Here is a 14941-nt window from a genome sequence, read left to right on the forward strand (position 1 = left end):
CCCTCAGGATTGAACATATGTGCAAAAGCCCTAAGCCCCGTGGCGCCCAGGCCAGAGCCTGGTTACTCGCTACGCTGATGATATTTACCGGAGAAGTCGCCATGGCGCGCAGCCTGTTGTTAGTAGAACCCTCCCAGTTGGCCGGTCAGTGGCAGGCTGTTCTGTCGGGGCCGCAGGCGCCTGCGCAGCCCCCATTGCCCCAAGACGCGCCGGCCAGCGCCTGCCTTGTCGAGCTGCGGGCGGATCAAACCCTGGGCGGGCAAACCACCTGCCTGGGACAGTGGCTGGGCGATGAGCCGGTCCGTTGGTTCACCGAGCCCGATGGTCTTTCACTGATTGGCAAACAGAACAGCCGGATTCACTTGCAACTGCGTCAAGAGCAACACTATCAAGTCACCTTGAAATCAGGTCAGGTAGTGACGCTCGAACGGAGTCCACCCCAAACCATTCCTTAACACGTTAGTACAGTGTGCCAATGCCCCTGGCGCGCCTGTTTAAACAGGTGTGCACCGCACTGCGGCCCGACGTAAAACATTTAAAGATTGGCAAGTTGAATAACCTGGCAAAGCCAACAGCAAGGATATCTACATGAACATGACTAGGCGCGCTGCGACGGTGCCGCTGTTTAGAGCGCTGGGCGACTATAAAAGTATTCTGATCAGCGTCGGTTGTTTTACCGCACTGATTAATGTCCTGATGTTGGCACCTTCGATTTATATGCTCCAAGTGTATGACCGGGGCCTGTCATCACAAAACGAAACCACGCTGTGGATGTTGTCGTTAATGGTGGTGGGCTTTTTCGTATTTATCGGGCTGCTGGAAATGGTCCGCAGTTTCATTGTTATCCGTATCGGCAGCCAGCTGGAAAGACGCTTGAACCTTCAGGTGTACAAGGCCGCGTTCGAGCGCAACCTGTGCCAGGGCGAGGGCAACGCCGGGCAGTCGTTGGGTGACCTTACCCACATCCGCCAGTTCGTCACGGGACCTGCGCTGTTCGCTTTCTTCGACGCCCCGTGGTTTCCCGTGTATTTGCTGGTGATCTACCTGTTCAACGTCTGGCTCGGCGTGTTCGCCACCATTGGCACGTTGCTGCTCATTGGCCTGGCCTGTCTGAACGAAGCCATGACCCAAAAGCCGTTGGGGCAGGCCAGTGTTTACTCGCAACAGTCCAGCCAACTGGCGACCAGCCATTTGCACAATGCCGAGACCATCCAGGCCATGGGCATGCTCGGCGCCTTGCGCGGGCGTTGGTTTGCCGTGCATTCGCGCTTTCTCGGCCTGCAAAACCAGGCCAGTGATACCGGCGCGGTGATCAGCTCCCTGAGCAAGACCTTGCGTCTGTGCCTGCAATCGCTGGTACTGGGGTTGGGAGCGCTGTTGGTGATCAAGGGCGACATGACCGCTGGAATGATGATTGCCGGCTCAATCCTGATGGGCCGGGTCTTGAGCCCCATCGACCAGTTGATCGCGGTGTGGAAGCAGTGGAGCGGGGCTAAACTGGCTTATCGCCGTCTCGACGCGCTGCTGCAGGCTTATCCGCAGCAGGACGAGGCGATGACATTGCCGTCGCCCAAGGGCCAGGTGAGCTTTGAACAGGTCAGCGCCGGCCCACCGGGGCGGCGCAACGCGACGCTGCATCAGCTCGGTTTCAGCCTGGACGCCGGGGAAGTGCTCGGTGTGCTGGGCGCGTCGGGGTCCGGCAAATCCACCCTGGCCCGCGTGCTGGTGGGGGTATGGCCGACCTTCGCAGGCACGGTGCGGCTCGACGGGGCCGACATCCATCGCTGGAATCGCGACCAGCTCGGCCCGCACATCGGCTATCTGCCCCAGGACATTGAGTTGTTCAGCGGCAGCATTGCCGAGAACATTGCCCGTTTTCGCCAGGCCGATCCGCAAAAGGTCGTCGCCGCTGCGCAACAGGCCGGTGTGCATGAACTGATCCTGCGCATGCCCCAAGGCTACGACACCGTGCTGGGAGAGGATGGCGGCGGTTTGTCCGGCGGCCAGAAACAACGTGTCGCCCTGGCTCGGGCGATGTATGACCAGCCGAGCCTGGTGGTGCTCGATGAACCCAATTCCAACCTCGACACGGTCGGCGAAGCGGCACTGGCCAGCGCCATCGCGCAGATGAAGGCCCAGGGCACCACGGTCGTGCTGGTGACCCATCGCTCCTCGGCGCTGGCGCAGGCTGACAAACTGTTGGTGCTCAATGAAGGCCACCTGCAGGCGTTCGGTCCAAGCCAGGAGGTGCTACGGGCATTGTCCGGCTCGCCGCAATCGCACGACAAACCCCAGGCAGCCCCCAACGGACTGAGTATGAATCGCCAGTACCGGGCAACCAGCAAACCCAGCGGCGCATGAGCAAGGATCGCGACATGAATCTGGAACACTTTCAGGCGCTCGAACGTCCCGAGCGCGATGCCCGTTTCTTCACCCGCCTGGGATGGGCACTGGCAATCATGGGGGCCGGCAGTTTTTTCACCTGGGCCAGCCTGGCGCCGCTGGACCAAGGTATTGCGGTGCAAGGCACCGTGGTGGTGTCCGGCAAGCGCAAGGCCGTGCAATCGATCAGTAGCGGCGTGATCAGCCGGATTCTGGTGCGCGAAGGCGAGACCGTGAGGCAAGGCCAGCCGCTGTTCCGGCTGGACCAGACTCAGGCGGCAGCCGATGTGCAATCGCTGCAAGCCCAGTACCGGATGGCCTGGGCCAGCCTGGCACGCTGGCAAAGCGAGCGGGACAACCTCCCACAGGTCAACTTTGCCGATGAACTGAGCCACGATCCCGACCCCCGCCTGGCGCTGGTGCTCGAAGGCCAGCGGCAGTTGTTCAGCAGCCGCCGCGAAGCGGTTGCCCGGGAGCAGGCCGCGTTGCGCGCCAATATCGAAGGCGCCATGGCGCAGCTGGCGGGCATGCGCCGGGCTCGCACTGACCTCAATGCCCAAGCCCAGTCCCTGCGCCAGCAGCTCAGCAACCTGCAACCGTTGGCGGACAATGGCTACATCCCGCGCAACCGTCTGCTGGATTATCAACGGCAACTGTCGCAAGTGCAGCAGGAGCTGGCGCAGAACAGGGGCGAAAGCGGTCGGGTGGAGCAGGGCATTGTCGAGTCCCGCCTCACGCTTGAGCAACACAACGAGGAATACCAGAAGGAAGTGCGCAGTCAGTTGGCCGAGGCGCAACTCAAGTGCGAAACCCTGCAACAGCAGCTCAAGTCTGCCGCGTTTGAGCTGCAACACAGCGAGATCCTCGCCACCGCCGACGGCATCGCCGTGAACCTGGGCGTACACACCGAAGGCGCCGTGGTCCGTCAGGGCGATACCTTGCTGGAAATCGTGCCCCAAGGCACACGACTGGAAGTGGAAGGGCGCCTGCCGGTCAACCTGATCGACAAGGTGGGCAACCATTTGCCAGTGGATATTCTCTTCACCGCCTTCAACCAGAACCGCACACCAAGGGTGCCAGGGGAGGTCAGGCTGATTTCCGCCGACCAGATGATCGATGAAAGAACCGCTGAGCCGTATTACATCCTGCGCAGCAGCGTCAGCGAAGTGGCGATGGAACAACTCAACGGGCTGGTGATCAAGCCCGGGATGCCAGCGCAAATGTTCGTGCGCACCGGCGAGCGTTCGCTCATGAACTACCTGTTCAAACCGCTGCTCGACCGAGCCGGCTCCGCGTTGACCGAAGAATAAGGATGTCTGGGGGTATGAAGGGACTTTATTGGCTCGCCGCCCTGGCGGCGGTGATCTGCAACAGTGCCTGGGCCATGGGCCCATTCGAGTTCTATGAACAAGCCCTGCGCAATGACCCGGTCTACCTGGGCGCGATCAAGGAACGCGATGCCGGCCTGGAGAACCGCGCCATCGGCCGCGCCGGGCTGCTGCCGCACCTGGGCTACAGCTACAACAAGGGCCGCAACCAGTCCAAGGTCACGTACCTCAACGAGCGCGGCGCCAGCCAGCATGACGACCGCAACTACAGCAGCTATGGCTCCAGCCTGACCCTGCAACAACCACTGCTGGACTATGAGGCCTACGCCGCCTACCGCAAAGGGGTGGCCCAGGCGCTGTTCGCCGACGAAAGCTTTCGTGGCAAGAGCCAGGAGTTGCTGGTACGGGTATTGAGCGCTTACACCCAAGCGTTGTTCGCCCAGGATCAGATTGACATTGCCCAGGCCAGGAAAAAGGCTTTCGAACAGCAGTTCCACCAGAACGAGCAGCTGTTTGCCCAGGGCGAAGGCACGCGCACCGACATCCTCGAAGCCGAGTCACGCTATGAGTTGGCGATTGCCGAAGAGATCGAGGCCCGCAACGAGCAGGACGCTTCCTTGCGCGAACTGGGCTCACTGATTGGCGTCCCGACCCTGAACATCGGCGACCTGGCGCCCCTGAACGAAACGTTCCAGACCTTTGCCTTGCAACCGGCCAGTTTTCAGGCATGGCACGAACTGGCCGTGAGCAACAATCCGACCCTGGCGTCCCAGCGCCAGGCCGTGGACGTGGCGCGCTACGAAGTCGAACGCAACCGCGCCGGACACCTGCCCAAGGTCAGCGCTTACGCGACGATGCGCCAGAACGAGTCGGAAAGCGGTAACACCTACAACCAGCGCTACGACACCAACACCATTGGTCTTGAAATCAGTGTGCCGTTGTACGCCGGTGGCGGGGTCTCGGCGTCAACCCGCCAGGCCAGTCGCAACATGGAGCGGGCCGAGTACGAGCTGGATGCCAAGACCCGCGAAACCCTGATCGAACTGCGCCGTCAGTTCAGCGCCTGTATGTCGGGGGTGAACAAACTGCGGGCATACCGCAAAGCCCTCAGCGCCGCCGAGGCGTTGGTGGTATCGACCCGGCAAAGCATCCTCGGCGGCGAACGGGTCAACCTCGATGCCCTGAACGCTGAAGAACAGCTCTACACCACCCGACGCGACCTGGCCCAGGCCCGTTATGACTACCTCATGGCCTGGACAAAGTTGCACTACTACGCCGGCACCTTGGGCGCGCAAGACTTGGCCCAGGTGGATGAGGCGTTTGTGTCCCCGGCGCTGACCCAATGACGGGCAGGGCTGTGTGGCGAGGGTTTTATCCCCGCTGGGTTGCGAAGCAGCCCCACCCACAAGAGCTTCGCCGCTATCAGCAACCTTTCCAACAACAAGAAAAGAGGTCATCACGATGGGTATCTACGACTATAAAAACCTCGGCACCACCGAGTCCAAGGCGCTGGTCAGCGATGCAATGGCGATCATGCTGTATTCCTACCATAACCTGGACCACGGCTTTGCCGCCGGGTATCAACAGAACGGTTTCGGTGCCGGGCTGCCCGCCACGCTGGTGACGGCATTGCTGGGCGGCACCGATTCGCAAGGGGTGATCCCCGGCGTACCGTGGAATCCCGACTCGGAGCAACTCGCCCTGGAGGCGGTGCAACAGGCCGGCTGGACCCCGATCAGCGCATCGCAACTGGGCTATACCGGCAAAGTGGATGATCGCGGAACGTTTTTTGGTGAGAAGGCCGGCTACACCACCGCGCAGGTGGAAATTCTCGGCAAGTACGACGCCGATGGGCAACTGACGCAAATCGGGGTGTCGTTTCGTGGCACCAGCGGCCCACGGGAAACCCTGATCAGCGACTCCATTGGCGACGTCATCAGCGATCTGATGGCGGCCTTCGGACCCCAGGACTACGCGAAAAACTACGTCGGCCAAGCATTCGGCAACTTGCTCGGGGACGTCGCGGCGTTTGCCCAGGCCCACGGCCTGACGGGCCAGGACGTACTGGTCAGTGGCCACAGCCTCGGGGGGCTGGCGGTCAACAGCCTGGCGGACTTGAGCGCCGGTCAATGGGCGGGCTTCTACAGCAGCGCCCATTACATCGCCTACGCCTCACCCACCCAAAGCAGCACCGACAAGGTCCTGAACATCGGTTATGAAAATGACCCGGTGTTCCGGGCACTGGACGGCTCCACGTTCACCTCCGCGTCGGTGGGCGTGCATGATGTTCAGCAGGCGTCGGCCACCAACAACATCGTCAGTTTCAACGACCATTACGCTTCGGCGGCCTGGAACGTGTTGCCGTTTTCCATCCTCAACATCCCCACCTGGATATCCCACCTGCCCACCGGTTACGGCGACGGCATGGGTCGGATCCTGGATTCGGCGTTCTACGACCTCACCGAGAAAGACTCCACCGTCATCGTCGCCAACCTGTCGGATCCCGCACGCAACCATACGTGGGTCCAGGACCTCAATCGCAACGCTGACACCCACACCGGCAGCACGTTCATCATCGGCAGCGACCGTGATGACCTGATCCAGGGCGGACAGGGCAATGACTATCTGGAGGGCCGTGCCGGCAACGACACCTTCCGCGACGCTGGCGGGTACAACGTGATACTGGGCGGGCAGGGCAGCAACACCCTGCAACTGCAGCACTCGGTGAACGATGCAAGCTTCGTCCAGGACGGAACCGGCACGCTGTATATCCGCGGCGCCCAGGGTGCGATCAGCATCACCCGCGACATCGACACGCTTGTCAGCAAAGAACCCGGTTTGTTCTGGGGCCTGCTCAAGGACGAGGTGAGCCACAGTGTCGCGGCCAACGGCCTGGTGGCGGGCGACAAGCTGACGGCCTATGCATCGTCGACCGCCGGCACCTCGGCTGACGATACCTTGACCGCGCGATCATCGGGAGACTGGCTGTTCGGGCACGACGGCAACGACGTACTGGTGGGCGGCAAGGGGCACGACACCTTTGTCGGCGGCTCGGGCAATGACCGGCTGCAATCAGGCGGCGGCGCTGACACGTTCGTTTTCAATGGCGCGTTCGGCCACGACCAGATCAGCGGGTATGATGCCGGCGACACACTGGTGTTCCTGGGCGTGCAGGGCGCCGGGGAAGGTTTCGACTACCGCCAGCACCTGTCTCAAGTCGGCGGTGACACGCTGCTTGAGGTCGGTGACAGCTCCGTGACCCTGGTGGGGGTCAACCCCGGCCAGTTGGGAGGCGACATTGTATTCGCCTGATTCAGGATCGTTTTGAGTCGCGTGTGGCGAGGGGGTTTATGCCTCGCCACAGTAATTGATTTCAGGAGAAGTGAAGCAGTGAGCAGCAAAAAAAGCCCCATCATCGGCTTGATGGCGGCCTTGGCCTCGGCTGGCGCCTTGGCCGAATGGCCGGATCAATCCATTCTGACCCGCTACGGCGTCACATCGGAGCAATTGCCCAACGCCCAGGCTGGCGCGTCCGTCGAGGCGCCGCCACCCCGGCCGCGCTTCGAAGTGCAGGCAGAAAAACCTTGGGTATCGGTGAGCCTCGGCGAGGCGAAGAAGCCGGCCATGACCGGAAACATCAGCATTGATCACAGCGCTGAACAGGAATACCACCGCTGCCTACGATTGAGGGATCAGATGATGCAGCGAAAAGGTGGGCTGATCAGTTGCGAAGCAGGAAGTCCAACACCCGTAACGGGCACCGGATTCAGCCGATGACATGAGATCAGGCCCTCTGCGGACGCAGAGGGCCGCAATACACTCAGTCCTCCTTGCGTACCGTCGCCACTTCATCGGCGCGGACCCGCACTTTCTTGCCGGAAATGTCTTCGAACTCGTAAAAGCCGTCGGCGGTGCGCGTGTTAGGGGCATCCTTGGTCAAATACTGGGTACCGTTCTGCAAGGTCACCACTGTGGGCGACGAGCAGCCGGCCAGGGCCAGGAGCGCCGCAGCGGCCAGGGGCAGACCCAGAATCCTGATGTTCATATCCATAACCTCTCATTCAAAGGACGTAGCTCAGCTAATTAGGCCGCGCCATCACTGTGTTAACCGCCATTGGTCTCGCTTACCGTAGGAAAGTTCATCATCGCGTACAGGATTTCTCCCTAAGTTCCGGCAACCGCTCATCTTTTGCAGTTGCCTGCGCCCGCCGCAGCTGATATCTGTACGCATAACCAGTATTCCGGCAGGCATGGCACTTCTTTCCGTGACAAATAACCCTCTCGACGACCCTTTCTACTATCTGAACAACTTCGAGCAAGTGCTCGCCTGGTTGGCAACGCGCTATGCCGATGTACTCAGCGTCGAGGAGCAACGCTTCATCGACGATTTCGCCAGCTTGCCCCGTGCATCCCAGGGGTTGTTGGTGCGCATGGTGATGCGCAAGGGACGGCACTTTCGCCATAGCAAGCTGCAGTACCCTGAGATCGGTGATATTGGCCGCGCCGTCGAACCTTTGTTGGCGCTGGGCTGGGTCGAGGATCAGGCGCCTCTCGGCCTTGTCGAGCTGTTCGAGGTGTTGCGCAAACAGGAGATCATCCTGTGCCTGGGTCACCTGATCGAACACCCCAAGGCGACAAAGGGCCAGTGGCTCGAGTCCTTGCAGGACCATTTCGATCAACCACAGCCTTTTCACACCTGGTGCCCGTCGCTGGAAGACCGACTCTTCAGCCTGACGATCATGAACCTCTGCGACCGTCTGCGGTTGCTGTTTTTTGGCAATCTCTATCAGGACTGGTCGGAGTTCGTATTGGCGGACCTGGGCATCTTCACTTATGAGACCGTCGAGTTCAGTGCCCAGTCCCGTGGATTGCGCAGCCGCCAGGATGTCGATGCCTGCCTCTTCCTGCACGAATGTCAGCAGCGTTTCGAAGCCGGCGAGCCTCTTGAAGAGATCGTTGCCCACATCCATGCCCTGAGCCTGGACAATCCGTGGCTGGAGCGACGCCGGGGCAAGCTGCTATTCCAGATAGGCCAGCACGCGGAGCGCATCGGCGATTTCACCTTGGCCTTGCGCATTTATCAGGATTGCAGCTACCCCGGCGCACGGCTGCGGATGATCCGGGTGATGGAGCGCATCGGTGAATACACCCTGGTCCTGGAATGGGCGGAGACGGCGGCACGAACGCCGCAAAACGCCGCCGAAACCCAGGCCCTGCTCAGGATCCTGCCCCGGCTGCGGCGCAAGCTGGGCGGCCCCCCGGTGCCGCGCACCATGGCGCGCAAGGTCGAGCGGTTGGACCTGCACCTGCCGCGTGTCGATCCGGCCTTGTCGGTGGAGTATCACGTTCAGGCCCATCTGCACGATGAAACCGCGCCGGTGCATTACGTGGAGAACAGCCTGATCAACTCGCTGTTTGGCCTGCTGTGCTGGCCGGTGATTTTTGCCCCGTTACCAGGGGCGTTTTTCCACCCGTTCCAGCGCGGCCCGGTGGACCTGCTCAACGAGGACTTTCACGAGCGCCGCGCCGCGCTGTTCGCCGCCTGTTTCGCTCAGCTCGACGATGGACGCTACCGGGACACCATTGTCCGTCGTTACACAGAAAAATGGGGCGTGCAGTCGCCTTTCGTGTTCTGGGGCGCGCTGTCCGAAGAGCTGCTCCATCAGGCCCTCGACTGCCTGCCTGCTGAACACCTCAAGCACTGGTTCAGCCGCCTGCTGCTGGATATCAAGGCCAACCGCGCCGGCATGCCGGACCTGATCCAGTTCTGGCCGCAGCACAAGACCTACCGCATGATCGAAGTCAAAGGCCCCGGCGACCGCCTGCAAGACAATCAATTGCGCTGGCTGGAGTTCTGCCATGAACACCAGATGCCCGTCGCCGTCTGCTATGTGCAGTGGGCGGAGCAGGGCGCATGACCCAGGCGCCGAGCTACAGCATCGCCGTTCGGGCACTGTGCGAGTTCACCGCCAAGACTGGCGACCTGGACCTGCGCTTCACACCGTCGCCCACGGCCATGGAAGGGATCGTCGGCCACCGTACCGTGGCCTCGCGGCGTAGCGAGGGTTACCAGGCCGAAGTGAGCCTGGAGGGCCGCTACCAGACGCTGCAGATCAAAGGCCGGGCAGATGGCTACGACCCGGCCTGCAATCGCATCGAAGAAGTGAAGACCTACCGGGGCGACCTGGACAAGCAACCGGCCAATCATCGCCAGTTGCATTGGGCCCAGGCAAAAATCTACGGCTGGCTGATGTGCCAGAAGTTGCAATTGCCGCGGATCGACGTGGCGCTGGTCTACTTCGACATCGTCAGCGAAAAGGAAACCTGCCTGACGCAAAGCGTTGAAGCGGTGGAGCTTGAGGTTTTCTTTGAACAACAGTGCGCGCTGTTCCTCGCTTGGGCCGAACAGGAGATGGCTCACCGACAGGCGCGCAACCTCGGTGCTCAGACGCTGGCGTTTCCTCACGCCGGCTTCAGGACCGGGCAACGACACCTGGCTGAATCGGTGTTCAAGGCCGTCAGTACCGGCCGCTGTCTGATGGCCCAAGCGCCCACCGGCATTGGCAAAACCGTGGGCACCTTGTTTCCGGTGCTCAAGGCGCTGGCGCCTCAGCGACTGGACAAGGTGTTCTTCCTCACGGCCAAGACCCCAGGGCGCAAACTGGCGCTGGATGCGGCCAGGGTGATCACCCAAAGCGCGCCGTCGATGCCGTTGCGGGTGCTGGAGATGATCGCCCGGGACAAAGCCTGCGAGCACCCGGACAAGGCCTGCCATGGCGAAGCCTGCCCGTTGGCCCGCGGGTTCTATGATCGACTGCCGCACGCCCGGGCGGCGGCGAGCCAGGTCACGCTGCTCGATCAGGCGGCGTTGCGCGATATTGCTCTGGCCCATGATATCTGCCCGTACTACTTGAGCCAGGAAATGGCTCGCTGGGCAGACGTGGTGGTCGCCGACTACAACTATTACTTCGACTTCAGCGCCTTGCTCTTCGGCCTGGCCCAGGCCAATGGCTGGACCGTCGCGACCCTGGTGGACGAAGCACACAATCTGGTAGAGCGGGGCCGGCAGATGTACAGCGCGACCCTCGATCAGGCCAGCCTGGCGGTGGTGCGCAAAACCGCCCCCGACGCCTTGAAGAAACCCTTGCAGCGGGTCAATCGCCAGTGGAACGCGCTGCATGAGCCCCAGGTTGCGGTCTATCAGGCGTATGAAAAACCACCGGAGAAACTGCTCCAGGCCCTGTCGCTGTGCACCACGGCTATCAGCGATTACCTCAATGACCATCCTCAGGGCCTGGATAGCGGTTTGCAGACGTTTTACTTCGATGCCTTGCAGTTTGCCCGGGTGGCGGAGTCCTTTGATGAGCATTTTCTGTTCGACATACACAAGCGAGAATATGGCCGCCAGCGAAGCGCATCGACCCTGTGCCTGCGTAATGTAGTGCCGGCCGCTTTCCTGCGGCCCAGGCTGACCGCCGCCCGCAGCAGCGTGCTGTTCTCCGCCACTCTCAGCCCCCGGCATTATTATGCTGACCTGTTGGGTGCCCCGGCGGACACGGTATGGATCGACGTGGAGTCGCCGTTCCAGGCGCAACAGCTTGATGTACAGGTTGTCAGCCGGATCTCGACCCGGTTTGCTCATCGCCAGGCGTCCCTGGAACCTATCGTCGCGTTGATGGCCCGTCAGTTCAGCGAGCGTCCGGGCAACTACCTGGCCTTCTTCAGCAGTTTTGACTACTTGCAGCAAGTGGCGGGCCTGTTGGCCGAGCGGCATCCGCAGATTGCCACCTGGTCGCAATCACGCGGCATGGGCGAAGCCCCCCGGCAGGCGTTCCTTGAGCGATTCATGGAGCACAGCCAGGGGATTGGGTTTGCGGTGCTGGGCGGCGCCTTCGGGGAGGGCATCGATTTACCGGGCTCCCGCCTGATCGGGGCGTTCATCGCGACCTTGGGGCTGGCGCAGTTCAACCCGGTCAATGAGCAGATGAAGCTGCGCATGGCGGCTATTTTCGGCGACGGTTACGATTACACCTACCTGTATCCTGGCCTGCAAAAAGTGGTGCAGGCTGCGGGCCGCGTCATTCGTACGCAGCAGGATCGCGGGGTGGTGATGTTGATCGACGATCGCTTCGGTGAGGCGAGGGTGCAGCACTTGTTGCCGCGCTGGTGGTCAGTTAGTCAAGAGCAGCGCAACGGCTGTGGGAGGGAGCTCGCCCCCACAGAGGATTTGTGCTGAATCTCATATCGCGACCAAGCTGCTGATTCCCACGGATTTAATCACTATTTCCGATGCCGCACTTGCTCCATACTTCGCAAAAAATCCTTCTGGATGCCTTGGCCAAAAAAATGCTCGAAGACGCCCCCAAGACCGCGCTTATCAACCAGGAACAGCGTTTTCGCCTGCTCATCGACGCCGTGGTCGACTACGCCATCTACATGACCGACCCCTCGGGCATCATCACCAGTTGGAACTCCGGCGCCCGGCGTTTCAAGGGCTACGAGGAATCCGAGATCCTTGGCCAACACTTTTCACGCTTCTACACCGACCAGGATCGCGCAGACGGTCTTCCGCAACGGGCGCTGGACACGGCCTTGCGCGAGGGCCGTTTCGAAGGCGAGGGCTGGCGGGTGCGCAAGGACGGAACGTTGTTCTGGTCCCATGTCGTCATTGACCCGATCATCGATAGCCAGAGCGGCGACTTGCTGGGCTTTGCCAAGATCACCCGCGACCTGACCGATCGCAAGATGGCCGAGGAAACCCTCAAGCAAAGCGAACAGCAGTTTCGCCTGCTGGTGCAAAGTGTCACCGATTACGCCATCTATATGCTCGACCCTGACGGCCAGGTGACCAACTGGAACCTGGGTGCGCAACGGATCAAGGGTTATCTTCCGGCGGAAGCCATCGGCCGGCATTTTTCGATGTTCTATACCCCTGAGGACCGCCAGGCCGGTGAGCCACAACGAGCTTTGAGCATCGCCGCCAATGAAGGGCGCTTCGAAAAAAGGGGCTGGCGGTTACGCAAGGATGGCACGCGGTTCATGGCGCATGTGGTCATTGATGCGATCCGCAGCGACACGGGGACACTGCTGGGTTTTGCCAAGATCACCCGCGACATCACCGATGCCACGCGAGCGCAGCAAGCCTTGGAGCAGGCACGCGAAGCGCTGTTCCAGTCCCAGAAACTGCAAGCCATCGGCCAGCTCACCGGTGGCATCGCCCATGACTTCAATAACCTGCTGACGGTGATCCTCGGCAACCTGGAAATTGTGCGCAAACGCATGCCCAGCGACCCCAAGCTCATGCAATTGCTGGATAACGCCAGCCAGGGCGCGCTTCGCGGTGTTTCGCTGACGCAACGCATGCTGGCATTTGCCCGCAGACAGAAACTGTCCTCCGAATCGGTGGAACTGTCGGCGCTGGTGCAGGGCATCAGTGGTTTGCTGCAAAGCTCCATCGGCCCTTCGATACACATCCAGACCGACTTTGCCCAAGCGCTTTCGCCGGTGCTGGCCGATGTCAACCAACTGGAACTGGCCATCCTGAATCTGGCGACGAACGCTCGGGATGCCATGCCACATGGTGGGCGGATACTGATCACCGCCCGGGAACGCTCAGGCACCGAGGCCGGAAAGGACACGCCGATGGCGCCAGGGCAATACATTTGCCTGTCCATCACCGACGAGGGCGAAGGCATGGACGAGGCCACGCTGGCTTCGGCCGTGGACCCGTTCTTCACCACCAAGGGCGTCGGCAAGGGCACGGGCCTGGGCTTGTCCATGGTGCATGGCCTGGCCGAGCAATTGGGTGGCCGCCTGATGCTCAAGAGCCGCAAAGGCGAAGGCACTACCGCTGAGCTGTGGTTGCCAGTAGCTGATAGTTCGGCGCCAGACAAGGCGCAGCCCCAGGCCACGACCACACAGCCGGTGAACGAGCTACGGGTGTTGGTCGTGGACGATGACAGCCTGGTGCTGACCAGCACTCGGTTGCTGATCGAAGACCTGGGCCACCGGGTGCTTTGTGCCCCATCAGCGGCTCAGGCGCTGCAGATGTTCGAACTCAACCCGGACATCGATCTGGTGATCACCGACATGGCCATGCCGCAGATGGACGGTGCGCAATTGGCGAAACTGTTGCGTGACCGGCATCCGACCCTGCCCATCATCCTGGCCACCGGTTACGCCGAGCGCCTGGAAGGGTTCGCTACACAACTGCCGCGGCTGACCAAACCGTTCAAGCAGATCGACCTGGTGCAGGTCATTGGGCAGGCGATGAAGTAGCCTCAGGCATGCACCTGCCACAGGTTCATTCGGTATTTTTCTTGAACCCGCGCAGATTCATCGCACACAGGCAGAATTGCAGCACGATCAGCGCATAGGCGTCGGTATGCAGCCCCCAGACGACCCACAGGATATTGCTCGCGATAAAGCAACTGAACCCGACCACCCGCCGCCGGGGCTGACGTGAGCCGATCAGCCAGGCGGCCAGAACCGTGACCACCATCGCCGGCCATTGCACCCATCCAAGATAGTCCACAGATCCCTCCTCAAGCTTTTGGTGATTTAGAGACCGTGACGATCGGTGAGTGTTTCGTTGAACCCGGGTTGCACCTCTGGTCCGGTGGTCGGAACTTGCCTGTCCCTCATTTCTTCTAACAAGTCCCAAGCCCTTACTCGAGGCGCAGCCTGCGCAATGCCCAGAATACTCACCCGTCAGCCCCAGGATGAAGAACTGACAGAACACAATGCCAAGCTGTTCGGCTCCCCCAAGGACCGCCTGGATTTCTATCGCCGGGAGATCCAGTACGAAACCAGCATCCTGGCCAATCGAACCGATGCGTACCTGGCCGCCCAGTCCTTCCTGGTGATCGCCTTTGCTTCATGCATGGCCAACCTGAACCCCGAGTGGGGCAAGTTGTTCACGTTGATCGTTCCGCCGTTCCTGGCGCTGCTGGGCTTCTTGAGCTCGCTCAACGCCTGGCCGGGGATTCGCGCGGCTTACGAGATCATCGATCACTGGCATTTCAAGCAAAGCGAGTTGTTGCGCGCAGAGCCGTTGATGGGCCTGGCCTACGATGAATCCCCGCTGTTCAGCGAGCAGGAATCAACCCACAAGGGTTATCGCAAGTCGTTGCTGTTTTCGCTGCGCACCCCATGGATCTTTGCCACGTTCTGGGTGTTGCTGGGGGTGTACTCGATCTATATCCAAGTGAGTGATCCAGGCGGCTGAGGGC

The 14941-nt window shown here is 61.2% G+C and carries 12 protein-coding genes; 10 read left to right on the forward strand and 2 right to left on the reverse strand.

The genetic code is table 11. The features are described from left to right. Positions 1–17 precede the first annotated feature (17 nt). The 6 genes from AAIS01_RS05790 to AAIS01_RS05815 all read left to right on the forward strand — a co-directional run bounded on the left by AAIS01_RS05790 (position 18) and on the right by AAIS01_RS05815 (position 7487). Positions 18–455 (forward strand): AprI/Inh family metalloprotease inhibitor, encoded by a 438-nt coding sequence (locus AAIS01_RS05790; protein ID WP_343468201.1) that lies wholly within the window; start codon positions 18–20, stop codon positions 453–455. 133 nt (positions 456–588) lie between these two features. Next, positions 589–2361: a type I secretion system permease/ATPase gene (locus AAIS01_RS05795; RefSeq protein WP_343468202.1), complete on the forward strand. Its 1773-nt coding sequence runs from the start codon at positions 589–591 to the stop codon at positions 2359–2361. Further along, positions 2358–3692, forward strand: coding sequence for an HlyD family type I secretion periplasmic adaptor subunit (locus AAIS01_RS05800; protein WP_343468203.1), 1335 nt, complete (start codon positions 2358–2360; stop codon positions 3690–3692). The genes AAIS01_RS05795 and AAIS01_RS05800 overlap by 4 nt, the downstream gene beginning before the upstream one ends. Positions 3693–3706: 14 nt before the next feature. After that, positions 3707–5056 carry a TolC family outer membrane protein gene (locus AAIS01_RS05805; RefSeq protein WP_343468204.1) on the forward strand — a complete coding sequence of 450 codons (1350 nt, stop codon included), beginning with the start codon at positions 3707–3709 and terminating at the stop codon, positions 5054–5056. A 115-nt stretch (positions 5057–5171) separates the two neighbouring features. After that, positions 5172–7022, forward strand: coding sequence for a polyurethane esterase (locus AAIS01_RS05810; protein WP_343468205.1), 1851 nt, complete (start codon positions 5172–5174; stop codon positions 7020–7022). Between the two features lie 78 nt (positions 7023–7100). Then, positions 7101–7487: a hypothetical protein gene (locus AAIS01_RS05815; protein ID WP_343468206.1), complete on the forward strand. Its 387-nt coding sequence runs from the start codon at positions 7101–7103 to the stop codon at positions 7485–7487. Positions 7488–7530: 43 nt separating this feature from the next. Here the strand turns inward: AAIS01_RS05815 and AAIS01_RS05820 are convergent, their stop codons facing one another. Beyond that, the gene (locus AAIS01_RS05820) at positions 7531–7755 is read right to left on the reverse strand and encodes a YgdI/YgdR family lipoprotein (RefSeq protein ID WP_343468207.1); all 225 of its coding nucleotides are present in this window, start codon (positions 7753–7755) and stop codon (positions 7531–7533) included. A 205-nt stretch (positions 7756–7960) separates the two neighbouring features. Between AAIS01_RS05820 and AAIS01_RS05825 the strand changes: the two genes are divergently transcribed. The 3 genes from AAIS01_RS05825 to AAIS01_RS05835 all read left to right on the forward strand — a co-directional run bounded on the left by AAIS01_RS05825 (position 7961) and on the right by AAIS01_RS05835 (position 13988). Then, complete coding sequence (locus tag AAIS01_RS05825; RefSeq protein ID WP_343468208.1) at positions 7961–9628, forward strand: VRR-NUC domain-containing protein; 1668 nt, start codon at positions 7961–7963, stop codon at positions 9626–9628. Next, positions 9625–11946: an ATP-dependent DNA helicase gene (locus tag AAIS01_RS05830; protein ID WP_343468209.1), complete on the forward strand. Its 2322-nt coding sequence runs from the start codon at positions 9625–9627 to the stop codon at positions 11944–11946. The genes AAIS01_RS05825 and AAIS01_RS05830 overlap by 4 nt, the downstream gene beginning before the upstream one ends. Before the next feature lie 110 nt (positions 11947–12056). Then, on the forward strand, positions 12057–13988 hold the full coding sequence (locus AAIS01_RS05835; protein WP_343468210.1) for a hybrid sensor histidine kinase/response regulator: 1932 nt from the start codon (positions 12057–12059) through the stop codon (positions 13986–13988). A gap of 25 nt (positions 13989–14013) precedes the next feature. Here AAIS01_RS05835 and AAIS01_RS05840 read toward each other — a convergent pair whose 3' ends face one another. Next, positions 14014–14244 carry a hypothetical protein gene (locus AAIS01_RS05840; protein WP_343468211.1) on the reverse strand — a complete coding sequence of 77 codons (231 nt, stop codon included), beginning with the start codon at positions 14242–14244 and terminating at the stop codon, positions 14014–14016. 156 nt (positions 14245–14400) lie between these two features. Between AAIS01_RS05840 and AAIS01_RS05845 the strand changes: the two genes are divergently transcribed. Next, entirely contained in the window at positions 14401–14937 is a 537-nt protein-coding gene (locus AAIS01_RS05845; RefSeq protein WP_092453516.1) for a hypothetical protein, read from the forward strand. Positions 14938–14941: the final 4 nt, after the last annotated feature.

Origin of the sequence: Pseudomonas halotolerans, from assembly GCF_039581215.1 — a bacterium.
Taxonomy (GTDB): domain Bacteria; phylum Pseudomonadota; class Gammaproteobacteria; order Pseudomonadales; family Pseudomonadaceae; genus Aquipseudomonas; species Aquipseudomonas tehranensis.